The 24,635-nt window shown below is 61.0% G+C and carries 17 protein-coding genes and 1 pseudogene; 16 read left to right on the forward strand and 2 right to left on the reverse strand.

Annotated features, from left to right (window positions below):
* Both XH88_RS17325 and XH88_RS17330 read right to left on the reverse strand, forming a co-directional pair.
* On the reverse strand, nucleotides 1–681 hold the full coding sequence (locus tag XH88_RS17325; RefSeq protein WP_271669491.1) for an HAD family hydrolase: 681 nt from the start codon (nucleotides 679–681) through the stop codon (nucleotides 1–3).
* Complete coding sequence (locus XH88_RS17330; RefSeq protein WP_271669492.1) at nucleotides 678–2,273, reverse strand: hypothetical protein; 1,596 nt, start codon at nucleotides 2,271–2,273, stop codon at nucleotides 678–680. The genes XH88_RS17325 and XH88_RS17330 overlap by 4 nt, the downstream gene beginning before the upstream one ends.
* 1,632 nt (nucleotides 2,274–3,905) lie before the next feature.
* On the opposite strand from XH88_RS17330, the gene XH88_RS17335 reads away from it, so the two are divergent.
* From XH88_RS17335 to XH88_RS17410, 16 genes and pseudogenes are all read left to right on the forward strand, one after another.
* Nucleotides 3,906–4,952 (forward strand): pyridoxal phosphate-dependent aminotransferase, encoded by a 1,047-nt coding sequence (locus XH88_RS17335; protein ID WP_271669493.1) that lies wholly within the window; start codon nucleotides 3,906–3,908, stop codon nucleotides 4,950–4,952.
* Between the two features lie 512 nt (nucleotides 4,953–5,464).
* Nucleotides 5,465–7,219: a nodulation protein NodU gene (nodU, locus tag XH88_RS17340; RefSeq protein WP_271669494.1), complete on the forward strand. Its 1,755-nt coding sequence runs from the start codon at nucleotides 5,465–5,467 to the stop codon at nucleotides 7,217–7,219.
* Nucleotides 7,220–8,912: 1,693 nt separating this feature from the next.
* On the forward strand, nucleotides 8,913–9,866 hold the full coding sequence (locus XH88_RS17345; protein ID WP_271669495.1) for an ArdC family protein: 954 nt from the start codon (nucleotides 8,913–8,915) through the stop codon (nucleotides 9,864–9,866).
* Between the two features lie 108 nt (nucleotides 9,867–9,974).
* Nucleotides 9,975–12,089: a ParB/RepB/Spo0J family partition protein gene (locus XH88_RS17350; RefSeq protein WP_271669496.1), complete on the forward strand. Its 2,115-nt coding sequence runs from the start codon at nucleotides 9,975–9,977 to the stop codon at nucleotides 12,087–12,089.
* A 182-nt stretch (nucleotides 12,090–12,271) separates the two neighbouring features.
* Nucleotides 12,272–16,588: a strawberry notch-like NTP hydrolase domain-containing protein gene (locus XH88_RS17355; protein ID WP_271669497.1), complete on the forward strand. Its 4,317-nt coding sequence runs from the start codon at nucleotides 12,272–12,274 to the stop codon at nucleotides 16,586–16,588.
* Entirely contained in the window at nucleotides 16,588–17,649 is a 1,062-nt protein-coding gene (locus tag XH88_RS17360; RefSeq protein WP_271669498.1) for a DUF7146 domain-containing protein, read from the forward strand. Before XH88_RS17355 ends, XH88_RS17360 begins: the two co-directional genes overlap by 1 nt.
* A gap of 329 nt (nucleotides 17,650–17,978) precedes the next feature.
* Complete coding sequence (locus XH88_RS17365) at nucleotides 17,979–18,902, forward strand: DUF2493 domain-containing protein (RefSeq protein WP_271669499.1); 924 nt, start codon at nucleotides 17,979–17,981, stop codon at nucleotides 18,900–18,902.
* A complete protein-coding gene (locus XH88_RS17370) occupies nucleotides 18,899–19,489 on the forward strand; it encodes a hypothetical protein (RefSeq protein WP_333909252.1) in 591 nt (196 codons plus the stop codon). The genes XH88_RS17365 and XH88_RS17370 overlap by 4 nt, the downstream gene beginning before the upstream one ends.
* A gap of 575 nt (nucleotides 19,490–20,064) precedes the next feature.
* The gene (locus XH88_RS17375) at nucleotides 20,065–20,385 is read left to right on the forward strand and encodes a DUF736 domain-containing protein (protein WP_128948358.1); all 321 of its coding nucleotides are present in this window, start codon (nucleotides 20,065–20,067) and stop codon (nucleotides 20,383–20,385) included.
* Between the two features lie 481 nt (nucleotides 20,386–20,866).
* Nucleotides 20,867–21,124: pseudogene (locus XH88_RS17380) on the forward strand (DUF2285 domain-containing protein).
* Between the two features lie 166 nt (nucleotides 21,125–21,290).
* On the forward strand, nucleotides 21,291–21,485 hold the full coding sequence (locus XH88_RS17385) for a transcriptional regulator domain-containing protein (protein ID WP_271669500.1): 195 nt from the start codon (nucleotides 21,291–21,293) through the stop codon (nucleotides 21,483–21,485).
* A 126-nt stretch (nucleotides 21,486–21,611) separates the two neighbouring features.
* Nucleotides 21,612–22,052: a DUF2285 domain-containing protein gene (locus XH88_RS17390; protein ID WP_271669501.1), complete on the forward strand. Its 441-nt coding sequence runs from the start codon at nucleotides 21,612–21,614 to the stop codon at nucleotides 22,050–22,052.
* 133 nt (nucleotides 22,053–22,185) lie between these two features.
* Nucleotides 22,186–22,467, forward strand: coding sequence for a helix-turn-helix transcriptional regulator (locus XH88_RS17395; protein ID WP_008561544.1), 282 nt, complete (start codon nucleotides 22,186–22,188; stop codon nucleotides 22,465–22,467).
* Between the two features lie 22 nt (nucleotides 22,468–22,489).
* The gene (locus XH88_RS17400) at nucleotides 22,490–23,371 is read left to right on the forward strand and encodes a replication initiator protein A (protein WP_271669502.1); all 882 of its coding nucleotides are present in this window, start codon (nucleotides 22,490–22,492) and stop codon (nucleotides 23,369–23,371) included.
* Nucleotides 23,372–23,660: 289 nt separating this feature from the next.
* Nucleotides 23,661–24,125, forward strand: a complete 465-nt coding sequence (locus XH88_RS17405; protein WP_271669503.1) for a DUF2840 domain-containing protein — start codon at nucleotides 23,661–23,663, stop codon at nucleotides 24,123–24,125.
* A complete protein-coding gene (locus XH88_RS17410; protein ID WP_271669504.1) occupies nucleotides 24,122–24,634 on the forward strand; it encodes a S26 family signal peptidase in 513 nt (170 codons plus the stop codon). Before XH88_RS17405 ends, XH88_RS17410 begins: the two co-directional genes overlap by 4 nt.
* Nucleotide 24,635 lies beyond the last annotated feature (1 nt).

Consider the following 24,635-nt stretch of genomic DNA (forward strand, 5'->3'; position numbering starts at 1 on the left):
TTAGCATTCCGAAAAGAAGCCATGCTTTTGTAGGATGGGCAACAGCTCGTGATGGTTGTTGATCGTGTAATCTGGACGCGCGGCTTGCAGGCGCGAGGTCGAAACAAAGCCTCCGGTAATGGATATGCTTGTCAGCCCGAGATTACGCGCAATATCAGTCTCGACGGGCATATCGCCGATGATGAAGGTTGACGACGGATTCAGGCTGTACTTGTGCATATAAAGGCGAAGCCGCTCTCCTTTGCTCATCGATTTGTATTGGGTGGCGCGGCTTTCAAAGGCGAGCACATCGGTGATGTAGTCATCCACGCCAAGTCTCCTCAGCTGGGACTGTAGAGGCGCGACTATGTGGTTGCTGACGATGATGAGTAGAGCCGATTCTCGGCGCGCCAACTCGAACACTCTGCGAGCGCCCTCACGTAAATCGGCTTTATCGGCAAGAGGCTCGTACGTGTCATGAAACAGTGCGCCCTCGTCACGCTCTATTGCCTCCATCTCCTCCTGCGACATTCCAAGGCTATGAAAGAGACGAGAGAGGGGAACATCACAATGCTCTCGTAAGGTGTCTATATTGATGCGCGGACGACCAAAGCGGTTCAAAATTGCGTTGGTCGTATCGAGCAGCGCGTACGTGTCATCCAGCAATGTTCCGTTCCAGTCGAATACGAGAGCGGGTTTCATGATCCTGACCTCAGACGGGGATTGACAGAAAGAGCGGCCAGCAACGCCTCCAAGCTTCTGTCCGCGCGCTGCCGTCCAGCGGGCGTTGGCATCTCGAATGTGAAGGGTGACAAATCGATGCTGTCTAGCCTGTCAGCCAATATGGATACTAGGGCGCGGAAGGGCAGATAAGTTACCGTCGCTGCTTGGATCGCTCTCGCAATGTTGGTTTCAATGGTTCTGAGGGCTGGCAAGTCCATCCTGTGGAAGCGAAGGCACTGGGCGCGCAGTTCAGGCGGAAGTCGCTTCAATGCCTGCCAGAATGCGAGCTCATCTGGCGTGTCAATACCCATGCCGTAGTAATTCGGAGCAACTATAGGCGGCGAACCAATCGCCCAATGTACGGCTTTGGCTCCAGCGGCAAGAAGCATGGTTGTGACGGCTTGGCTGGTATCGCCTCGAATGAGTGCCTCGTCAACAACAACGATGGCTCGTCCAGCGACGGCAGCTTCCGCCACTCGATACTTTTGAGCTATGCGAGATTGGCGGCCCCTGGGTCTGCCGAGGAGCGTTCGCTCAAGAAATTGCGTTGCCACTACGTCGCCACGCTCGGCACGCACGCCCTGTTCGGCGAGAGAGTCAAACAGACCATCGGCGTACGGCCCTCCAGTATTTGGCATGGAGGACACGATTGGCGGCATCAAGAGTGCCTCTGCTTGAACTCGCTCGGCAACAATTCTCCCCAAGGCGAGCCCGATGTTGTAACGGGTTTGGAGATGTGAATGGCCCTCGACCGAGGTGTTCGGACTTCCCAAATATAGAGTTTCGTAGGCGCAGAGTTTGGCCTTATATCGTCGGCTGTTCAGAGCATGGTCAACGCTGCCGCCTGTCTTCGCGTCCACGCGCCGTATGCTCCCCGGCAAGAGCTGCTGGGTCTTACCTTCCGAGCCGGCGAAGGCACAATTTTCAGAAGCAAAGAGCAACAATCCATTGTTCGTCCACATAGTCTCCAATGGGCGCAAACCGCTTCGATTGCGGTATGCAACAAGATCTCCGTTCTTATCTAGCAAAAGCGCGCTAATGGCACCGTCTATACGATCATCAAGCTCGCGAAAGATGGCTTCGTAGTTTGCGGGCAAGCCGTGACGCCAATATTCTCGTTTGCAAGATCGTTCAATCCACCTCAGCAAGAGCTCGGCGTCAGTGTTGGTGTCTATCAGTTGGCCTTGAGCGATTAGTTCGCTTCTGAGTTCATGAGCGTTGACCAAGGCCCCATCCAGAGAAATTGCAAAATGGCGGCTAGTGCCTGCAGCGGCGGGAATTGACTGCACATCGCCGTCACCCCCACTTCCACAGGATCTGCTACGGATCTGCGCGATCGCAACATGAGGCCGAAAGCGCGACTCCTGTTCGATGCGGTCAATGCGTACTGAACTATCGGCCGTTTGAAATGCCCTGCCATATCGGATCCCGCGCTTTTTCATGAAAGCAGCGACTAGGACGCCTGCTTGCCCACGGAGTGCAAGTGTCGGAATCATTTTCTTCAGCTGATCAACAACACGTGGCGATGGTTCGTTTGGAGAGCAGAGAAATGCACCGGCGACACCAGACATATAACACCCAACTTCTTAAGGAGCCGATCTGGCGGGGCGCCTCCCATGTGCATATGAGGGCGGGACTTCGCTTCATCCTTAAGCAAGTGTCGTACCAGCCCTTTGGACGCACTGACTGGCATTTCTGGAGCGAGGAGAATTGGAGGAGAGCCATTCTAGCCGTCAGGGAGGCTTCGTTCAGGCCCTCACACGTTTGTTCAAGATGCTACGGCTGTGTGCGAAAAGCGCTACACCGGAGCGCGAAGGTACGAAGGCGTCAAGTCGGCGAAGGCGCTCCAATCTTCACTTATGCCCTCCGTTCTGCGGCCAAGCGAGCAAAGCGGCTCTTTACAGACGACGAGCACTAGAAATGGCTCTAAGCAGGTCTCGTTGCGGCGCGCTCGCATTTTCAGGATTTGCGGGTAAGATTCGGCAGATGATGCAGAGCGAGTGCATCGCGCGATTGCGGACACACCGACGAGCCGGGTCCTCGACAGCCCAAGTGCGCCCGTCCGTCTGCGCGACAGAGTAGCGTGGAGTTATAGGCACCTGGCCCAGCGTTCTTTAGCCAACTCACATGTTGGTCGCCGCCGTGTGCACGCTGCTCCGAACAAAGTTTGAACTAGGGGGCGCCCCGCTTACTAGGGACTCTCGGGCGTAGCGCGCCGCCTGACCGATCTCGCGGCCCATGTTTTCATTGCTTGCGTTAAGAGCCTTCAGGCGCCTCCGGAACGGCCGCGCCATCAACCACTACCCCAAGCTAGGGCTCTCTTTCTCCATTGACGATGGAGCCTGCGACCAAGAGCCGACCTGCGGCGCCAGCAGAAAGGTACTTAACGCGTAGGCGGCCTCCGCTTAGCTGCTAGAGCTAACGCTGGGCGATGTAGTGATAGCTTGCGGGCGTTAGCGTCTCGTCGGGCCGCTCAGAAGTGTCCGCGTCTGATTGCCTGGATCGGTCGCAACATCTTAGCGGTTTTTCGATGCTCGCCGCATCAACTACTAACACTGGTGATTGATTGGGACCTAGTTCCTGGCGATGACACACCGTGTCGCCTGTGCGCATCGGGCGCATGACGATGCACCTTCAACAAGTTTGGCAAGAGCGACTGCATTATGTCACCGTCAACGGCTCTGTGGCGAGGCGCGCGGGCTAATGCTCGCGTTTACGGTATCCTTTTGAGTCCGAGGTCAGTATCACGTGCTGGCGGCAAAACGCTTCACAAGTAGGACGATAGCAGGAGCCCGTGCTCGCAAGCAGTCCGGGATGGCCTATACGCCGATAGTCGAGCCGAAGATCAGTCGGTTTGATGCCCGGCCAAAATTGTCTCACCAAGCACTCAAGGTGGAGCGACTGCAATTAGGCTGCTAGCGTTGTGTGTTGGGGGGACTGTGTTGGTCTAGGTGAGATCGTCGGCCTCGCCGGATATGGATCGATGGCTAAACCGGGAGCACACGGCGGTTGCGAGCTTTGGCTCGCTTTGAGTTCGACGACCGTGGGAGGTCACTTTGCCGTCACAGATATCGTTCGGTTCTACAGAGCGTGCGCCAGGCGCCCAGGGCGCGGCCACCGGTTCTGTCGGTGGCGGAGATCAGTTCATCGATCTTGCGAACGAGGAGATCATCCAGCCACTCTCATCAGTGCACGAGAGGGCGATGGTTACCGTCGATTCTGGGTCGAGCGGCGTCGTGGATCCCATTGGCCTTATGCCGCTCCGCAAAGCTGTTGCCGAAAGGCTCGCGGCCCAGACAGGCCTCGATTGGATGGCGGAGGAGATCGCAATCACTGCCGGCTCAAGGGAAGCACTGCTTTATGCGGCCTTGGCGATTTTAGAGCGGGGCGATGAGGTTATCATTATCCGCCCCTGGCAACCGTGGGTCCCAGCGCTGGTTCAGGCCGCTGGCGCAGTACCGGTGTTCGTCGATGCTCAGCGCCCGCGATATACTCCTAATGTCGGCTCAATCCGAGCTGCCGTTACATCGCGGACTAAAGCGATGATTATCAATTCACCCAACAATCCGACGGGCGCAGTCTACAGTCGAACAACATTGCAGGAGCTCGGCGAGCTTGCTGTCGAATTCCGAATATGGATCATTTCGGACGAGCGCTACTCAACATTAGTATTCACCGGTTTACACCGCCATGAGTCGATCGTCGTGGCGTACCCCGCCGTGCGGCCGCGAACGATCATAGTCAATCCATGTTCGCAGGCGCTGGCGATATCAGGCTCTCGCTTGGGTTATTTCGCGGCTCCCAGCGCCATCGTTTCCGCCGCAAGAAAGCTTCAGGGCTATGCAGCGATAACACCAAGTCGAGAGGCGCAGCAAGCCACGCTGAGCCACTTTCAGGTCGCCGGCGGCCGGATTGAGCGGGAGACATACCAACGGCTTTTCGGCGCTCGCGACATGGGTCTTAACATCCTTTCTAATCTACGTGATGTAACCCCACCTCGTGCCGACGGGGCATTCTTCTTCTATCTTGATCTGAACAGGCTTGCATCTGCTTTGCAGGACGAAGGTCGCGTTGGAGTGACGGATGATTTTGCAGGCTGGCTCCTGAAGCATACTAATGTGGCTTGCCTTGCGGGAAACGCGTTTGGAGACGTCAACGGCCTGCGACTCTCATTCGGCGCCCCACCTGGGGCATCGGCGATCGGACTGAAGCGCATCGTCCAGGCGTTAAATAGCCTTAGGATCAGATAACCGCCGGTCCAGTCCCAGACGAACGGCATGGATATGAATATCTGCGCTTCAGCTGATGATGGCACTCCGCAATGTAAGCAGCTCCTATGTCCGTTGACGGCGAGCATCGGTTGAATTGTGACATCAAAGACCGCGATTCGTCGCCGCCTCTGGAGGTCACGTCTCCTGAACTGGTCTGGAAAGGATCGGTTAACGATCTCACTATCCGAAGAGTTCCGCTGCACTCGTTCGCTCGACGTCGGAGAAGGCACAAAGGGCCGCAGGTCGCATGTACGCAAATTGTCGCCGTAGGCGGGAGTTCTTGGTCCGAAACCGAACGCGTCCGGTGTCACGAATCGGTCAAGTCGCTTCAAACTTCGACTTTGATCAGACGATCGCCAGCGATTCCTCTGATTGGAACTGGCCCATAGCGTGCATCGTGACAGTGGGAGCCCATCTGAGCCTTGCGACACGAGCAATAGTTGCGGCGCCTTCAAATCGGGTGGATCACCGACATTAGATTCGGAGACAGTATGCGCATCTGCGGTATTAAACTGACCCATGACGGAGCAGTCGCCCTTATCGAGGACGGACGGCTTGTCTTTTGTGTCGAGCAGGAGAAGCGGGGCAATAATCCGCGATATCAAAAAATCAACAATCTCGATGCGGTTGTTGTCGCCTTGGCAGAGCACGGTTTAGATCCGCGGGACGTTGATCGGTTCGTCATCGACGGATGGTGGGGCGAGGTCGAGTCACAATTTGAGGTTTTGAGTGGGACTGCACCCATTACCCTTAAAGGGGCACCGTATGTTGAGGGCGATGCCGAAGGCCTCCTCATAGCGCACGACGGCTCTGGGCTGCTGCTCAACGAGAGCGCCTTCCCTTACAAAAGCTATCCGCACGTCACAGCCCATGTGGCTTCCGCTTTTTGTACCAGCCCCTTCGCCAAGGCCGGGCAGCCCGCGTTCTGTCTGGTGTGGGATGGAGCTTCCTTTCCACGTCTCTACCATGTAGAGCGCCGCGCCGCCAGGTTCCTCGAGTGCCTCTTCCCGCTGATCGGGCATGCTTATGCTGCCGCGGGCTATCACTTCGGACCATACAAGCAGGCGAACCGGATCAAGTGGGACCTCGGTGTTGCGGGCAAGTTGATGGCCTACATCGCGCTCGGTTCAGTCGATGAAAGCATTGTCGGGGTGCTTCAGGAGCTCTACGAAAAGCACTTTAGCACGTTTACGGAGCCAGTCGGTCGTTGCAGCGAGGACGCCGCGCTTGAGCCTGTCCACGAGTTCTTCGATGCCAGCGCGCTACGGTTCAAAGCCAAAGCTCCCGAAGACGTGCTTGCTTCCTTTCATTGGTTCCAAGAGCGTCTGCTCGTTACCAAACTCGCGAGTGCTATACAGAGACATTCGAGGCTTCCCGTGCGCAATCTGTGCATCACCGGCGGCTGCGGTCTCAACATAAAATGGAATAGCGCACTACGAGCTGCCGGCTTGTTCGATGCTATCTGGGTGCCACCCTTTCCGAATGACAGTGGCTCGGCAATAGGTGCCGCTTGCTCCGCATTGGCGGCGGACCAAGGCTTTGTACCATTGGAATGGTCCGTCTATAGTGGTCCAGCCGTGGAACGAGGCGGGGTGCCGCCCGGATGGGGCGGCTCACCATGTAGCATGCGTGAACTTGCTACGATTCTCGCCAGCAACAAGCCCGTGATTTTCCTTGCTGGCCGCGCGGAGCTTGGACCTCGGGCTTTGGGTAGCAGAAGCATACTGGCCGCGGCGACATCGCCGCGAATGAAGGACCGTCTCAACGACATCAAACTTCGCGAGCGCTTCCGGCCTGTAGCGCCAATATGCCTAGAGGATCGTGCGCCGGATATTTTTAGTCCTGGAACGCCAGACCCTTACATGCTCTTCGAGCACCTAATACGAGCAGAATGGCGGGACAAGATCCCCGCTGTTGTGCATCTGGACGGATCTGCCCGATTGCAGACGATTTGTCGGACCTCTCAGCACAAAATCGCCGAACTTCTCGTCGAATACGAGGCCCTCACGGGCATTCCGCTACTATGCAACACAAGCGCCAATCGCAATGGACGCGGGTTTTTCCCGAATGCGGCATCTGCCTGCCAGTGGGGCCGCGTTGACCACGTGTGGTGCGATGGTGTGCTGTGGACGAAACTCGCGGGCGGAGACTCAGCGCCGGCCAACGGCATCTTTCTCTCTCAGCGCGCGGAGGCGGGACCGTACGACGAAGAGCGGATAACTCCCGCCACAGGCCGCCTTGTTTGACGAATGCGATCGCCGCCGGCCTAGGGTAATCTTGGGAGAAGCGCCACGACGATTTCGAGGGTCGAGATGATCACCTCGCTAGAGGGGCGGCGCGGTGATCGCTGAATAAGAAGGAGCGGCTTGTTGCAGTATCGCCCGCGCCCGGCGCCAGTTTCCGAGGCAACTCGCATCGTCGGTTTCATGTGAGCCAGCTGTTCAGGTGGCGCCGGAGCTTTGGAAGCCGTTGAAGAGAATATAGCGCCGTTCGTGGGGGCGAGATTGGATCGTCTGTGCCGCCGCGGGAAGAGGCCGAAGCTCCATGGACGATGACGGCGGCGCGTCGACGAAAGGGCCAGGGAGTCATCGTGATTGATCCTGGTACCGGGCCCCGCATCCGGATCGATGGCGAGGTCGGCACAGACGCTACTTCGCGTTCTCCAAGGGCGATATCAGAAGGCGCGCTCTCGTACAGGCGGATCGACGCGGTCCTATCTAACCGTGCTCCTCGTACTCGCAAATGGCGCCCCCTTCCTGGAGCACGTGGATCGCCTATCCCGCAGCGTCCGTGTGTCGGCCTAGCTCAACAGTCATCAGCATTGAAATCGACCCCGAATACGACGAAGCCTGCGTTTGCTCCGGCTGCCCCGATCTAACAAAAGATCGTCAACCACCTAGACGCAATAGACGGACTCTTCGTCTCGGCGCTCGATGAATAGGCCCCGGCTCCCGCCGATCGTGTCGCTCGACGCGAAGACGAACGCGACAAGCAGCGATCGATGCCCTCGCCCTTGCGGTAGGGAGGGTACGTCCGCCGATACCCGCACCGTCGCCGGATTCAAGGACGGCCGGGGCTCAGCGCGCCTTGTATCTCCAGTGCCATTGGGCACGGCGAAGCGTCAATCCCCACGGTGCGCCGATCACCGCGCTCGGGGAGGTGGGACTAGCGCGGTTTGGCGACTCACGTTACCCATCATTTTGAGCCACCTCACTACACAATGGGAATGAAATGGTTGCAGCTACCCGTGAACCGCCTGCCTCAGGTTACGCACTCGAAGTGGATGGCCGACTCAAAGCCGAATTTGCAACCAGGGACGGCGCCAGGGCAGGTGGAGAAGAACTAAAGAAACGTTTTCCCATGCTTCAAATCAGGATCTATGACGCGCAGACGCATGCGCGCGAGGAAATCTAGATCTTCAGGCTAGCGGATTTTTCCGCTTTGCGCGTGCGGCTTCCGCCGCACCGGGCTCTCGTGAACCGAGCCGCTTTGCGTCTCGGCCATCCGGCTTCGATCCCTCGCGCAAGGACTGGGGAGTTCCTCGCCGGGGGCACTCGGGAAAGGGGCTCGCCTCTCGGCGATCGCTATCGCTGCCCCGTTCCCGGGTGCCGCTATTGAACCGGTCTCGTCGCTGCACTCGGACCCGCGTGCCCCTTCGGGTCGCTATGCTCACGCTCTCCGGGTGCCATTTTGCGTTGAGGCGATGCGCGCTTGGCGTACGCCTGTTGGGGCCTGCGGCCCTAAACCCGAAGAAAGGAACGAAAGACGGAGCGCGTCTCAGATTTCGCATTCTGTCATTTGTGCGGGTGAGGAGCTCTCGCAAATCACGCGGCCTCGATTTCCCCTGAAAGAGCTTAAAGTGAGAGTGCCGGCCGGGTTTTGCCGTGACGGGTTACAGGCTGCGAGAGAGGCTCGCGGCGCCCGTCGCGGAGATCCGTTATGTCCAGACACTATCTTCGGGCACGCGCCGGCGAGGACCGGACCAGCCTTTATGACGAAATCACCAACAAAATTATCGGCGAGCTTGAAGCCGGCCGCGTCCCGTGGGTACAGCCTTGGGGTTCGGCGGCGGCGGCGGCGTCATTGGCCATGCCGAAAAGCGCCGCCACTGGCCGTCAATACAGCGGCATCAACGTCCTAATCCTTTGGGGGGCTGCCACCGAACACGCATTCACCGGTCAGAGCTGGCTCACCTTCCGTCAGGCGCTCTCGCTCGGCGGTCACGTCCGCAAGGGCGAGCGCGGCACGAGCGTCGTCTATGCCGACCGCTTTGTGCCGGCCGACGAAAAGCGGCGCGCTAGCGAAACAGGTGACGAAGCGCAGGCCATCCCGTTCCTCAAGCGGTTCACGGTCTTCAATATCGATCAGTGCGAGGGCTTGCCTTCGGAGATCGCAACGACGCCATCTCCGCCGCCTGGCCTGATCGAGCCAAAGATTGAATACCTGATCAAGGCGACCGGGATCGACTTCCGCATTGGCGGCAACCGCGCCTTCTACATGCCGGCGGAAGATTATGTGCAGGTACCGCCACCACAAGCCTATTTCGAGCCGATCAACTGGCATCGGACGGCCCTTCACGAGCTGGCGCATGCTAGCGGCCATACATCGCGTCTGAATCGCGATTTGTCGGGAAGCTACGGAAGCAAGAAGTATGCCTTTGAGGAATTGATCGCGGAGATATCATCCGCATTCGGATGCGCCTCGCTCGGCATCGTGCCGACGGTGCGGCACGCCGACTATATCGGCTCCTGGCTTGAGGTGCTGCGAGAGGACAATCGTGCTATTGTGCGAGCTGCCTCGCAAGCCAGCAAGGTTGCGGACTATCTCCTTGGGTTCTTGCCGGAGGAGGTTGGCGACATGACGACGGAGAGAGCGGAACAGGAGGCAGCCTGAGGGTCTCCTCGGCCACCGCGAGTAAGCGAGTGAGAGGGCAGGGTCGTTTTTCGCGACGGGTTGAAGGCCGAGAGAGAGGCTCGCGGCTGCCCGTCGTGGAGACTCGACATGACGAAGGCTGTCCAGAAGATCACCCTGTCGCCCTCACGCGACATTCCGTTCAACAAGCTGGTGCTGAGCCAATCCAATGTTCGCCATGTGAAGGCGGGCATTTCGATCGAGCAACTCGCCGAAAGCATCGCGGCGCGCACGCTCCTGCAGAGCCTCAACGTCCGTGCCGTCGTTGATGCCGAAGGGAACGAGACGGGCATGTTCGAAGTGCCTGCAGGCGGCAGGCGCTATCGCGCCCTCGAACTGCTTGTAAAACAAAAGCGCATGGCGGAAACGCAAGCGGTTCCGTGCGTCGTTCGGGACCGGGGTATCGCGGAAGATGACTCGCTCGCGGAGAATGACGAGCGAGTCGGCCTCCACCCCCTCGATCAGTTCCGCGCGTTCCAGCGCCTCCAGCAAGGTGGCATGAGTGAGGAAGACATCGCTGCCCGGCATTTTGTGACGCCGGTTATCGTGAAGCAGCGACTTCGACTGGCCTCGGTTTCGAGCAAGCTGCACGAGATCTATGCCGAGGACGGTATGACGCTCGAGCAACTGATGGCGTTCTCGGTGACAGCCGATCATGCTCGCCAGGACCAAGTCTGGGAGCAGGTCAGTCGTTCGGGCTACGACGAGCCATACCAGATCCGGCGCTTGCTGACCGAGCTAACGGTCCGCGCGTCCGATCGCCGCGCTCGGTTCGTGGGCCTCGAGGCTTACGAACAGGCAGGCGGCGGCGTTTTGCGGGATCTGTTCGAGCATGACGATGGCGGATATTTGCAGGACCTTGCCTTGTTGGACCGTCTTGTTACCGACAAGCTGAAGCTCGAGGCGGAAAGGATCGCGACCGAGGGTTGGAAGTGGATCTCAGTGGCGGTCGATTTCCCCTACGGCCATACCAACGGCCTCCGCGAACTCGAGGGCAAACCTGTGGATCTCACCCCGGAGGAGCAGGCCACCATCGACGCACTCAACGGCGAGCATACTAAGCTTGAATCGGATTATCAGGATGCCGACGAACTGCCCGATGAGGTCGACCAGCGGCTCGGCGAGATCGAAGCGGCACTGCTCGCATTCGAACACCGATCGATGATCTACGAGCCGGCCGAGATCATCCGCGCTGGCGTCTTCGTCAGCATCGATTCCGAAGGGCGCCTGTCGGTGGATCGGGGCTATGTCCGGTCGGAGGACGACATGTCCGCGATCGATCCTGAAGTTGGGCAGGGCACCGATGCGCAGCCGGTCGATGGGAAGGAGGGTAGCTCCATTCAGCGCACGGTCATCGCGGTCGCAGGTAGCGCTGCTGACGCTGCAGAAGATGATGAGGACGCGGCCAAACCTTTGCCGGATCGGCTGATGATGGAGCTGACGGCGCATCGCACGCTGGCCTTGCGGGATGCGCTGGCGGAAAATCCGGCGATCGCGTTCCAGGCGGTACTGCACAATTTCGTGCTGACCGCCTTTTACCGGTTCTCGTCGACGGGGAGCTCCCTTGAGATCGGGCTTCGCACGCCGAACTTTCCCGCTCAAGCCTCCGGCCTGAGGGAGAGCGCGTCCGCGAAGACCGTCGAGGCGCGGCATGAGTCTTGGAAAGCACGGTTGCCGAAAGGTGAGAAGGACCTGTGGGATGCGCTCACAGCTCTCGACGGTGCCGCTCAGGCATCCCTGTTCGCTCACTGTGCGTCATTTGCGGTCAACGCTCTCTACGAGCCTGCCAACCGCTACGATCAGGGCCGTGTCTCCGCCCATGGTGTTCGCGCGCGTCTCGACCAGGCCAATGTGCTGGCGCGCGCGGTCGGGCTCGACATGGTGCAGGCCGGCTGGCGACCCACCGTCGACAACTATCTTGGCCGGGTCACCAAGCCTCGCATTCTGGAAGCCGTGCGAGAAGCAAGGGGCGAATCTTCCGCGCAGTTGATCGACCACTTGAAGAAGGCCGACATGGCCAAAGAGGCCGAGCGTCTTCTTGATGGTTCAGGCTGGTTGCCGGAACCGCTGCGTCTCGTCGATCCCAATGCGGCGCCAGTGGAGCGGGAGGTTGAAGCAGGCCCGCTACCCGAATTCCTCGCCGGCGATGAGGATCGGGAGAATGCCGGCGACGATGACCCGCAACAGCTCGACGCGGCTGAGTGACACAGAGCGGGACGGCTCCGGCCGTCCCGCAGTTGCTTGGGGACCGGTGTGCCGCGCCGGGCCCCATTTTTGTGGGCGAGCGCCGAGAGGGAGAGCCGGGCCGGGAAGGGTTTGAGCCGTCGGGGTCAGAGGAGGGCGCCTGATGGTTCGACCCGTTCCCGCTCTCCGAAAGAAATCCTGCCATGACCGAATTTCTTGCGGGCGGCGCTGCCGCCGCGCCGCTCTCGATGCGTGCCGCTGCTACTGTCACCTCTGCCGCCCTCAAGGCCGCCCGACAGATCTTGACTGATCTCGAACGCGGCCGTCGCATCGATGCGGCTGTCCTGCGTAGCGCCATGGAGGCTGCCTTTGGCGCCTCGGACGCAGCCGGCGCATGGAACTGGAAGACCGCCTGTGACGTCTGCGAGGCGGCAACCGTTCTCTTCCTGCGCAAGTTCGGTCCGGCCATGCGCGCCAAGGCTGGCTCGACGGCTGCCATGCTGCCAATGCTCGCGAGAATCGCGGGCTGTCTGCCGACGCATACGCGGCGTTCCGAGGACAGTCAGGTGCTCCAGCAATTTTCGACGCCGATCCCGCTTGGGCTGGCCGCATGCACCGCAGCAGGCATTACGCCTGCCGATCGCGTTCTGGAGCCATCCGCGGGGACCGGCTTGCTCGCCATCCTGGCCGAGCTCGCCGGCGGCTCTCTGATGTTGAACGAGTTGGCCGAAGGCCGCGCGGCGCTGCTCGATCATCTGTTTGCCAAAGTTGAGGTTACGCGGTTCGACGCAGCGCAGATCGATGATCACCTCGACGCGAGCGTCGTGCCGAGCGTCGTTCTGATGAACCCGCCGTTCTCCGTGGTGGCCAATGTCGATCGACGAATGGCGGACGCCGCTTTCCGGCACATCGCTTCGGCCCTCGCGCGTCTTTGCGATGGTGGGCGCCTCGTCGCCATCGCCGGCGTGGGCCTTGCGCCGGATAACCCGGCGTGGACCGGTGCCTTTGTTCGGCTCCAGGAGCGGGGACGGGTCGTGTTTTCCGCCGCGATCGATGGCGCCGTCTACGCCAAGCACGGGACTCACACGGACACGAGGCTGCTCGTTATCGACAAGTGGCCGGCTGCCGATCCAAAGGGTTTTCCCGCCTCGCAGGGCATGGCCGGCGATGTCGCCACCTTGCTAAACTGGGTGACCCAGCACGTGCCTCCGAGGCTACCTGTCGCCGCGCCGGTCGTGGCCGACATCGTTAGGCGTCCTGCAACGCCCCGACCGGCCGGCGCCATTGCACCAAGCCCGTCGCTCAGTTCGGGGAGCGCGCCCGAAGGTGTGGAACTTGCGTACGAGACCGTCGACTGGTCGCCGCCGGAAGGCGTCCGTCTCAGCGATGCGCTCTATGAGGAGTACGGATTGCAGTCGGTCCGTATTCCCGGATCGTGCGCACATCCGACCAAGCTCGTGCAGTCCGCTGCGATGGCGTCCGTTGCGCCACCGAAGCCGTCCTACCGTCCGCACCTGCCTTCAAGTCTGCTGGCAAACGGAGTTCTGTCGGACGCCCAGCTCGAGAGCATCATTTACGCCGGCGAGGCTCATTCTGAATTTCTCACGGGCTCCTGGACGGTCGATACGACGTTTGATGTTGTGGCCGCCGCGCGCGACGACGCCGAGAATGTCGTCCGCTTTCGCCGCGGCTGGTTCTTGGGCGATGGCACCGGTGCGGGCAAGGGGCGCCAGGTCGCCGGGATCCTGCTCGACAATTGGCTCAAGCGCCGCCGCCGTGCGGTCTGGATCAGCAAATCCGACAAGCTGATCGAAGATGCTCAGCGCGACTGGTTCGCGCTCGGCATGGAGCGGCTGCTTGTCACGCCCCTGTCCCGGTTTCGCCAGGGCATACCGATCCGGCTTTCGGAAGGCATCCTTTTTGCCACCTACGCCACGCTACGCACCGACGAGCGTGGCGAGAAGCTTTCGCGTGTCAGGCAGATCATTGAATGGTTGGGCTCCGACTTCGACGGAGTGATCATCTTTGACGAGAGCCATGCCATGCAGAATGCGGTCGGCGGGAAGGGCGAGCGCGGCGACCAGGCGGCCTCTCAGCAGGGTCGCGCGGGCCTGAGGCTCCAGCACGCGTTGCCGAATGCTCGCGTGGTTTATGTGTCGGCGACAGGCGCCACCACCGTTCACAACCTCCCTTATGCCCAACGCCTGGGTCTTTGGGGTGGCGCCGATTTCCCATTCGCCACACGCGCCGAGTTCGTGGAGGCCCTCGAGGAGGGTGGAGTCGCGGCGATGGAGGTGCTGGCGCGCGACCTCAAGGCGCTCGGTCTCTATGCCGCCCGCTCATTGTCCTATGAGGGCGTCGAGTACGAGCTTGTCGAACACCAGCTTACGCCGGAGCAGGTTCGCATCTACGACGCCTATGCCAATGCGTTCAGCATCATCCATAACAACCTTGACGCGGCGATGCGGGCCGCCAACATCACCGGCGAAACCGGAACGCTGAACGGGCAGGCAAAATCCGCGGCCCGATCCGCCTTCGAGAGTGCCAAACAGCGCTTCTTCGGTCATCTGCTGACCTCGATGAAGACGCCGTCGCTCATCCAATCGATCGACCGCGATCTCGACGCCGGCCATGCCGCTGTCATCCAGATTGTCTCAACGGGCGAAGCGCTGATGGAGCGCCGGCTCGCCGAGATTCCGACCGAAGATTGGGGCGACGTCCAGGTCGACATCACCCCGCGCGAGTATGTGCTCGACTATCTCGCCCATTCCTTCCCGGTTCAGCTCTACGAGCCCTTTACAGACTCGGAGGGCAATCTCTGCTCTCGGCCTGTCTATCGCGATGGCCAGCCGGTCGAGAGCCGGGAAACCGTCGCACGACGCGGTCGCCTCATCGAGAAACTCGCCTCGCTGCCTCCGGTACCCGGCGCGCTCGATCAAATCGTGCAGCGCTTCGGCACCGACATGGTCGCCGAAGTGACCGGCCGCTCGCGCCGTATCATTCGGAAGGGCGACCGGTTGGTGGTCGAAAACCGTGCCGGTTCGGCCAATCTCGCTGAAACCTCGGCCTTCATGGACGACCTCAAGCGCATCCTCGTGTTCTCCGACGCCGGCGGTACGGGGAGGAGCTACCACGCCGAACTCTCAGCCCGGAATCGCCGCTTGCGGGTTCATTACCTGCTCGAGCCCGGATGGAAGGCAGATGCTGCGATCCAGGGGCTCGGCCGGACCAACCGCACCAATCAGGCTCAGCCGCCGTTGTTCCGGCCCATCGCGACCGACGTGAAGGCGGAAAAGCGCTTCCTCAGCACCATTGCCCGTCGGCTCGACACATTGGGAGCCATTACGCGCGGCCAACGCCAGACCGGAGGGCAGGGGTTGTTTCGGCCCGAGGACAATCTCGAAAGCCAGTACGGGCGTGACGCGTTGCGTCAACTCTACGCACTGCTAGTGCGAGGCAAGGTCGACGGATGTTCGCTCGAGAAGTTCGAGGATGCGACCGGCCTGAAACTGACAGATGCAAACGGGCTCAGGGATGACCTGCCGCCGATCACGACCTTCCTGAACAGGTTGTTGGCGCTCACCATCGACCTGCAGAATGTTCTGTTCACTGCCTTCGAGCAGCTCATGACCGCTCGGATCGAGGGAGCTGTCACGTCGGGCACCTATGACCTCGGGCTGGAAACCCTCCGCGCCGAAAGCTTTGTCGTCAGCGAACGGCGGTCGATCTATGTCCATTCGCGCACAGGCGCCGAGACGCGGCTGCTCACCATCGTCCAGCGCCAGCGTAACCATCCTGTTGGTTTGGATGACGCCCTTGCACGTTTTTCCAATCATGCGGTCCTGCTGATCAACGAGCGCTCGGGCCGGGCCGCCGTGCAGGTTCCGGCCCCGAGCATTATGCTCGACGACGGAGAGATCGAGCGCCGCATCCGCCTGATCCGGCCTATGGAGCAGCACCAGGTCCCCTTGAGCATGATGGTGGAGAGCCATTGGGTTGAAGCGGATCGCGAACGTTTTGCCGCGGCCTGGCTGGCGGAGCTTGCCGAGGTGCCCGAGTTCACGGAAAGCACGATCCACGTCGTTGCGGGATTGCTGCTACCCATCTGGAAGCGGCTGCCGAACGAATCGACCCGCGTCTATCGGCTCCAGACCGATGCGGGCGAACGCATCATCGGCCGCAAGGTTTCTGCTGCGTGGGTCGCAAACGTCTTCTCGGCGGACGCGCCCACGCTGACGCCGGACGCTGCCTTTGCCGCGGTTATGGAGGGACGCACCGTCCTCGACCTCGCGGAGGGGCTCCAGCTTCGCCGCGTCCGGGTGATGAGCGCATTCCGCATCGAGCTGTCGGGATTCAACGACACGATGCGCGATCGCCTCCGCGCTTACGGCCTCTTTGGAGAGATCATCTCCTGGAAGCTGCGGATGTTCGTGCCCACGGACGAAAGCGGCGTCGGGATCCTGACAAAGGTGCTCGACACCTATCCGGTCGCGCGCGTCAGTGAGCGGGAGGCCGCGTGATGTCCCCCGCGCCTTCCGAACTGGCACGCCGCCTCGCGCGCGAGGCCGAGGCAGTGTGCCGATACTATCTCTCCAATGGCAAGCGGTCGGGGCGGTACTGGCTGGTCGGCGACGTCCGCAACACGCCGGGCCGCTCGATGTTCGTGCGGCTTCAGGAATCACCGAAGGGCCCCGCCGGCAAGTGGACTGACGCTGCGACCGGTGAGCATGGCGACCTCCTCGATATCATCCGCCAATGCCGGGGGTTACGCGATTTCAGCGAGGCCGCCGAGGAGGCGCGACGGTTTCTGAAGCTTCCTCGTCCTGAGCCGCAGCCGGCCTCGAAACCCGTTCGTTCGGTGGCGCCGGCTGGATCGCAGCAAGCCGCGCGCCGGCTCTTTGCGATATCCAGCCCGATCGAGCGGACGGTAGCCGAAACGTATCTGCAAAGTCGCGGCATAACACGCATCCACCATGGTGGCAGCCTGCGCTTCCACCCTCGTTGCTATTATCGGCCGGACGAGCATTTGCCGGCCGAAAGCTGGCCGGCGATGATTGCCCGCGTCACGGACCTTGAGGGGCGGATCACCGGAGCGCACCGAACCTGGCTCGATCCAGACGGCTTTGATCGCATTCGTCTAGGCAAGGCTCCAATAGACACGCCACGACGGTCCATGGGCAACCTGCTCGGCAACGCCGTTCGCTTCGGCGTCGTGGACGACGTGCTCGCCGCCGGCGAGGGGATCGAGACCATGCTGTCGCTGCGCTACGTGCTGCCGACATTGCCGATGGCAGCTGCGCTTTCGGCCAATCATCTCTCGGCCATGGTGCTACCGGCTGGCCTGCGTCGGCTCTATATCGCCCGCGATGCCGACGCCGCGGGAGATGCCGTACAGGCGTCTCTCGCCCAGCGAGCAAAAGACGCCGGCATTGAAGCGATAGCGTTGTCACCCCGGCTGGGCGATTTCAACGAAGACCTGCACATCTTCGGTCCCGAGACTCTCCGAGCAGCGTTGCGGCTTCAACTAGTACCAGAGGACGTCGTTCGCTTCCTGCGTTTGTCGACAGTAGCGGCAGAATAGGTCGGTGCTTCGATCGACGTTGATAGGTCGCTCATAACGAGGCCATTGCCGGAAGAGGACGCGACCTCGGCCTTCTAGAGGGCGATCGGACGGCAAGCGGACCAGGCCGGCAATGGCTGCGCCCGGCTATTTTCCGCCGCGCGCCGGCGATGAGCAGACACAACAGCCATCAAACCGGCGCGCTTTGCATCGCGAAGCAAAATAGCCGGCCTCCGCCATCCTCCGCTGCCGCTTCGGCCCTTGCGGGTTCTGGCCCGTTCCGCCCGCCGTCTGAGTGATCGCCACGAAGGCCGCGATGGGCGCGGCCGATCCGGCAAAGGATCCCTCCAATGACCGACCGTGACGACATCGAACCTCCGCACGCCTCTTCTCCAACTGACCACGTCCTCACTGAACTACAGCTCTTCGGCTACCGTCCCTTCGACGACCAGCCCGACCCACGGCCGCTTCCCGAGGCCAAGATCATCGCGGGTGCCGTCGCCGACATGTTCGACGCCCTGGTCGCGACGTTGAGCGATACCCGGCTCGAACCGGACCTTGACGATCTGCTCTGGTCGACCGTCAACCTGTTCCATCGTGCCGTCGACCGCATCGAGCGCCACCTCGACGACAACGAACAGGCGCAGCAGAAGAGCCAGCGCGAGCAGAATGGCTCTGAGGTTCGATCGGTCGAACTCGAGCGCCTGACGGCCGAGGGCATCACGCTGATCGAGCGCCGCAACTGCCTGGAGCTCTTCCGCGACACGGCCATCGAGCGCTTCGAGACTCACACCGGATCGTCCTGGCGTCCTCGATCGGGATCGCTGGTAAACCACCGCGCGCTGACCGCCGCGATGATCGACTCCCGCGACTTCATCGCAGCGAAGCGTCGCGCTGAAGCCGAGGTCTTGTTGCCGGAAGGACCGAAGATCGCACTCACCGGCGGGCTCGACTTTAATGACCACCACCTCATCTGGGACCGCCTCGACAAGGTCTATGCCAAGCATCCCGACATGGTCCTGCTCCATGGCGGCTCGCCGAAAGGTGCGGAGCTTATCGCCTCCAAATGGGCGACTAATCGCAAGGTGCCTCAGATCGCATTCAAGCCTGACTGGACCAAGCACGCCAAGGCGGCCCCCTTCAAGCGCAACGATGCTATGCTCGAACTCCTGCCGATCGGCGTCATGCACTTCCCGGGCACAGGAATCCAGGACAACCTCGCTGATAAGGCGAAGCGGCTCGGTATCCCTGTCTGGAGGTTCGGCGGCGCGTGAGCGCCGTCTTCTGCCTGCAAACCGAAGTGGGGTTGCATGCGCCGCAACTCCGCCTCGTTTCGGTCTCATGTTCACAGATGCGCCGTGGTGGTGGTGGAAGGCGCGACTGGTACATCTATGCACATGGAGCCACCACCATGCTTGCCCTTGGGCTTGCCATCAACACACTCGGCATCGGCTTGTTCTGCTGGGCGATCTTTGCGCTCGCTGTGTATGCACTGCCGTTTTTCGTCTCTCTCAGTATCGGAATGACTACGTTTCGGAGCGGCGCCGGCCTCATTGGTGCGGTGCTTATCGCGACGGCCGGCGGTGCGCTGACGCTCGTCCTCGGCCAAGTCGCCGTCGCAATTACCCGGTCCTTGGCTTTGCGCATCGCGATCGCGACAGCATTTGCTATTCCCGCCGCCGTTGCCGGCTATCATGTGGTGTTCGCCCTGTCCCAGATTGGGGTGCCTTCGTTGGTTTGGCGTGAAGTCTTCGCTTGCCTGGGCGCGGTTTGCATTGGCGTCACGTCATGGACGCGCTTTATCGTTCCGGCGGAGACGCGCCCGTTCGAGCCGGGTAGGGTGGTGGAGAGTCCGTCCTAACCAGTTCTTACGGCCGGAAGGCCTGAGAGATGACCATTTACCTCCTTCATCGTCGAACAGGTTCGCATAGATCGGCGCGCTGAACGGGGATGATCGAGCGCGGAAGAGGCAGTCCGCCTCGGAGCTCTCGATCCAGCCGCCGGCATTTTTGGTCTAGCCCACGCAGCCGCGGCGGAGCGGTGTTGCGCCGATCCATTCATGGGAGACGATACCGCCCTTTGCAGCAGTTTGTTTCTCTTTCTGCGCTGAATCGTTCCGACCTCTTGTTCAGCAAAACCGATATGAGTCATGTCTTCTCCTGAGATTGCGGTTCAGCACGCGGACGCAGGTGGCCTCATGGATGGCTTGATCTGGCCGAAGACCGGCTTCGCCTCGATCGTCTGAGCCGCAACGCCGTTGATGCGACTTTCTTCCCCTGGGCTTCGCCCATTCCTCGCGAGTCAAGAAAGTCGCCACAACGGCGTCCTCCGCTGCGCTCCGGCCCGCGGGCGGGTGCGTCGCCGATCGTCTTCGGCCTGCAGATCGCCATCGAGGCCGCGGTGGTCGCGGGCTCGAAACACAACAGGAGAAGTGACATGGCTAACATCGGTTCTTTCAAGAAGGTCGGCAACGATTTCCAGGGCGAGATTGTCACCCTGAGCCTGCAAGCGAAGGGCGTCCGCATCGTCGCCGAGACCAACCGGTCCAACGACAACGCCCCCAGCCACCGCATCTATGTGGGGCGCGCGGAGATCGGCGCAGCCTGGTCGAAACGTTCCGAGGAAGGTCGCGACTACCTCTCACTCAAGCTCGACGACCCCTCCTTCAACGCTCCGATCTATGCGAACCTCTTCGAGGACGAAAGCGGCGAAGGCTACACGCTCCTCTGGTCGCGGCCGCGTAAGAACGGTGAGTAAGCTCGCTCAATCAAGCCCCGCCCGGTTCGCCGGGCGGGGCACTTCGCGCCCGGGCTGAGGTGCGGATTACGATTTGCTAAGCCGCGCAGCCCCTTTTGAGCGGGTCTTCCGGCTCGCCCCCTAATGCTTCAGCAATCTGCCCGAGCATGGTAACGCTTGCTGTTGCGTCGCCGATGGCGGCGACATACCGGCGATTAAACCCGCACGCTCGGCCAGCCCCTCCTGCGTCATCTGTAAATCGTGGCGTTTCCGACGCGGAGTCACAGCCATGATCTCGTGAGATCCATGGCGATATGGGAAACTGACCGGAACGATCGTTCTAGCAAACGATCGTTTCTATTCGTGTCCGAACATGCTATCGGATGTGACGGCGCTACGTGCGCGACCGAGCTCGGCCGTCGTGTCTGCCGAAGGAATATCCAGGTTTCCAACCGGCAACGGAGACCATGGCGTAGCTTATAGGCGTTCTAAAAGCGGTATGATGCAGAAGCCATCCCCAGATCCAGACGTAGCTGAGAGTGCGCCGAACCAGCCGACGTTGACGGTCTATGACGAACAGCATGTCGTCACGTACGTTCGCCTTCTGCACGGCCGACGGTGAGGGGGCGGACTGGCGCGCTTGCATCTGGAACGCGACCGAGAGCCGGACCGTGCGCGGCGCGCATATCAGAGTCATCTTGCTCGTGCCAAATGGGTGACTGAGCAAGGGCGGCTCTTACGCGGCGCCTGCTCAAAATAGAAGAACGTCGCCGGCCGACGACTTGCAGGAAGAACTATTTCCTTTTGCTAATCGGTGGTCATTCCGAAGTACCACGTGGTGCCAAAGTAGCGACTTCCTACAACCGCCTCGTTCATACCTATTTGCGCCGCAATACTTGTTAGTTGCGTGCAATGGGGCGGAAGCAATGCCTGAATTCGACTGGCGGTCGCCGGAATCTTACAAGAGCCTACAAGACGCGGAAGTCACCGACATCGCCTGGGAATCTCTCCGCCGCAATGCCGACTATCGGCGTGAGTACGAGGTGATGATCGCAAGCAGCCCAGATGGTGCGGTGACCGCAGAATTCAGGAGGAAATGGGGTATCTGCTTTCGCCCATGACCCACGGAGGTCCTTCGACGAGCAGACAATCTTTTGGGCGCTGCGGCGGTCGTTCCGGTCAAGGTTGCCGGGGCTGCCGATCGCAGTTCAGCGTCTCAACCGCTGCTTGACCTTGCAGGAGGTCAGGTGCGCCGCGCCGCCGACGGCTGGCACGCCGTGCTGCGCATCGGTTCGGCGGACCACCGTGACTGGTCCAAGGGCCCGCCGGTGCTCGGCGCGTCATATGCAGCCGACTTGCCGTTCGACGGCGATTTCGACGCGCGTGCTTATGCAGCCCGGCGGCTGTGGCGCGCGATGAATGGACGCGCGCCGGGCCCTGCCTTTCATCAACTGTCGAAACAGCGGCGCGAGCGCTTGAGGGCTGCGATCCGTGCGCTCGACGCGCACGGCGCGGGCGCAAGCTATCGCGTTATCGCCGAAGTACTGTTCGGCAAGAAGCGCATCCCCGATCGTGCCTGGAAGACGCATGATCTGCGCAATCGAACGATCCGCTTGGTGCAAGGCGGCCTCACGTTGATGCGCGGTAGTTACCGCAAACTTCTGCGGCCCGGGCGCAAGGACGAGTAGTGCCGCCCCGGAGGGGTGCCGAAAATCGCCTCCTGAAACTTCGGCATCCCCCTCCGAGAACCTGCTTCTCCATGATGACCGCACACACGCCGGCGCCGCCATGCGTGGTGCGCTGTCATCCTGGAGTCCTCAAATGCCCGATCCGATGGCCGGTCTCCCCCCGCGATTCCTGCGTACACCTGAGGCCGCGCGTTACCTTGGCCTCTCCGGCCGCACGCTGGAGAAGCACCGCACGTACGGTACTGGACCGACGTATCGGAAGATTGGCGGACGTGTTGTCTACGCTGTCGATGACCTGAAAGCGTGGGCCGACCGCGGCGCCAAGACGTCGACATCCGATCCCGGCAAGGGGACCGTGCTGCCCGCCAAGAAGCATCCGGCCTTGCGTCCCTATGCAGGTCAGGAACGTCGCTGATAGCCGCGTGAGAGCAGTGACTATGCGGCGCAAACACCATTCCGAGCGCAACCAGCTTGAGCTCTTTCGGGCGCTACCCGGCGATCTTGCGCCCCGCGACGCGCAAGATCTGATGGCCTATCCGTTCTTCTCGCTCGCAAAAACGAAGCGAACTGTGCCGATCGATTTCCGTGCCGGGACGATCGCAATTCGGGTCGAAGCAGTGCCGGAACACGGCATGGCGACCATTTGGGATGCAGACGTTCTGATCTGGGCTGCGTCCCAGATCGTCGAAGCGCGTGACGCTGGCTTGAAGACGTCGCGCCTGATGGCCGCAACGCCCTATGAAATTCTGACGTTTGTCGGCCGCGGCACCAGCGCACGCGACTATGACCGGCTGAAGGCGGGCCTCGACAGACTTCAGTCAACGACGGTGATGACGTCGATCCGCCAGCCGACAGAACGGCGGCGGCATCGCTTCTCGTGGATCAACGAGTGGAGGGAGACGGCCGATGCAAATGGTCGTCCATTCGGGCTAGAGCTGATTCTGCCGGATTGGTTCTACGCTGGCGTCATCGATGACGCGCTCGTGCTGACGATCGATCGCGCTTATTTCGATCTGACGGGTGGGCTTGAGCGCTGGCTTTATCGTCTTGTACGCAAGCACGGCGGCCGACAGGACAGCGGCTGGAGCTTTGATCTTCTGCACCTCCATGCCAAATCCGGCATCCTCTCGCCGCTCAAGCACTTTGCTTACGACGTCCGTCAGATCGTCCAGCGCCAGACGTTGCCCGGCTATCAGCTCGTGCTTATGCGCGATCCTGATGGCGCCGAGCGGCTGAAGTTCACGCCTATGCCTGTTGATCCCTTAACGGCACGCCTGCGCCGCCGCGGTCTCATTCCAAATTTGGAGGACAACCTGTGAATCAGCTCGTGCTATCGAGGACCGCAACCCTCGTGCTATCGAGGACCCGATCCTCGTGCTATCGGGGACCGAAATCGAGCTTAAGAGCTTGTTTCTCCGCTCTTTCCGGCCGCTCTAACTTTACTAACCAGAAATCCTTCGGATTTCTTCTAACGGAGCAGACCGCAACTTGCATGGGAGGTGACCGGGAACGCCGGGCCGCCCGTCCTGCTGGCCTTCACAAGCCGCACAGGCACTTTACCGCCCTCCAAGCGCTCGGCGCCCAGTTCGAGCTTCAGGGAGCGGCGGCATGAGCGATCTCACCGAAGTGGAAGTGTTGTGGCTTGAGAAGCGTATCGAAAACCGCGTTCGGTTCGGTCGTGTAGCTGAGGAGCGAAGGCTTGATCGCCATCGGCGCGTCCTGTCATTTGCGCCCGGCAGCATCTTTGCCTTCGTCCGATGGACCTCCAATGACTTTGGGACAATCATTTCGCGGATCGACATCTTGCGTGCGGTTGCACCGGGACAGCGCTGCTCGACCATCCCTTATGTGACACCCGGCGGAGAGATTCTGCTGCGCTTGTCCGGCTGGCCGAAGGTCGAGCGAGTGCTGCAAATGACCGATGCCGTTGAGGCGCTCGGCATCGATCCAGCCGATGTCGCGCCTGATCATTGGCATCACGTTCATAACCGCATGTCCGTCAACGAAAACCCCCGCCCGTATACGAAAGCGCGCCATCAGGCCTGGCTTCATCGCCAGAAGGTGATGCGATGACGGGTCGTCTAATGATGCTGGCCGTGACGATTGGGGTCGCTGCTGCGCTCATCGCGACGATCGTCCTTGAGCCGCTTCCGCTTTACATCTGGAACGCATCCGCGAGCGTGCCGATCGGTCTCTACCGCCTACGATCTGCGGACCAATTTCAAGTCACTGAATTGGTCGCCGTGCAGCCGCCGGAGCCGCTCGCGACCTTCCTCGACCTTAACGGCTATTTGCCCATTGGCGTCCCCATGCTGAAGCGCGTGCTCGCCCTTCCCGGGCAGACCGTTTGCAGAACCGGCCCCACGATTTCGGTCGACGACGTCGCGGTGGGCGAGGCGAAGGATCACGACAGACGAAGCAGGCCGCTGCCGAAATGGCAGGGCTGCCGCGTCGTCGGCGCGGGTGAGCTGTTTCTGATGAACTGGCAGTCAGACGACTCTCTTGATGGCCGGTATTTTGGATCTCTTCCGGCGTCTAGCGTAATCGGCCGTGCGATGCCGGTGTGGACCTGGGAGGAGTGAT

This window comes from Bradyrhizobium sp. CCBAU 51627 (assembly GCF_028128765.1).
GTDB lineage: Bacteria > Pseudomonadota > Alphaproteobacteria > Rhizobiales > Xanthobacteraceae > Bradyrhizobium.

Bases quoted from the DNA above. Each gene is read 5' to 3' on its own strand.
- XH88_RS17325 (WP_271669491.1), bottom strand. From the start codon at position 681: ATGAAACCCGCTCTCGTATTCGACTGGAACGGAACATTGCTGGATGAC.
- XH88_RS17330 (WP_271669492.1), bottom strand. From the start codon at position 2,273: ATGTCTGGTGTCGCCGGTGCATTTCTCTGCTCTCCAAACGAACCATCG.
- XH88_RS17335 (WP_271669493.1), top strand. From the start codon at position 3,906: ATGGTTACCGTCGATTCTGGGTCGAGCGGCGTCGTGGATCCCATTGGC.
- nodU (WP_271669494.1), top strand. From the start codon at position 5,465: ATGCGCATCTGCGGTATTAAACTGACCCATGACGGAGCAGTCGCCCTT.
- XH88_RS17345 (WP_271669495.1), top strand. From the start codon at position 8,913: ATGTCCAGACACTATCTTCGGGCACGCGCCGGCGAGGACCGGACCAGC.
- XH88_RS17350 (WP_271669496.1), top strand. From the start codon at position 9,975: ATGACGAAGGCTGTCCAGAAGATCACCCTGTCGCCCTCACGCGACATT.
- XH88_RS17355 (WP_271669497.1), top strand. From the start codon at position 12,272: ATGACCGAATTTCTTGCGGGCGGCGCTGCCGCCGCGCCGCTCTCGATG.
- XH88_RS17360 (WP_271669498.1), top strand. From the start codon at position 16,588: ATGTCCCCCGCGCCTTCCGAACTGGCACGCCGCCTCGCGCGCGAGGCC.
- XH88_RS17365 (WP_271669499.1), top strand. From the start codon at position 17,979: ATGACCGACCGTGACGACATCGAACCTCCGCACGCCTCTTCTCCAACT.
- XH88_RS17375 (WP_128948358.1), top strand. From the start codon at position 20,065: ATGGCTAACATCGGTTCTTTCAAGAAGGTCGGCAACGATTTCCAGGGC.
- XH88_RS17385 (WP_271669500.1), top strand. From the start codon at position 21,291: ATGCCTGAATTCGACTGGCGGTCGCCGGAATCTTACAAGAGCCTACAA.
- XH88_RS17395 (WP_008561544.1), top strand. From the start codon at position 22,186: ATGCCCGATCCGATGGCCGGTCTCCCCCCGCGATTCCTGCGTACACCT.
- XH88_RS17400 (WP_271669502.1), top strand. From the start codon at position 22,490: ATGCGGCGCAAACACCATTCCGAGCGCAACCAGCTTGAGCTCTTTCGG.
- XH88_RS17405 (WP_271669503.1), top strand. From the start codon at position 23,661: ATGAGCGATCTCACCGAAGTGGAAGTGTTGTGGCTTGAGAAGCGTATC.
- XH88_RS17410 (WP_271669504.1), top strand. From the start codon at position 24,122: ATGACGGGTCGTCTAATGATGCTGGCCGTGACGATTGGGGTCGCTGCT.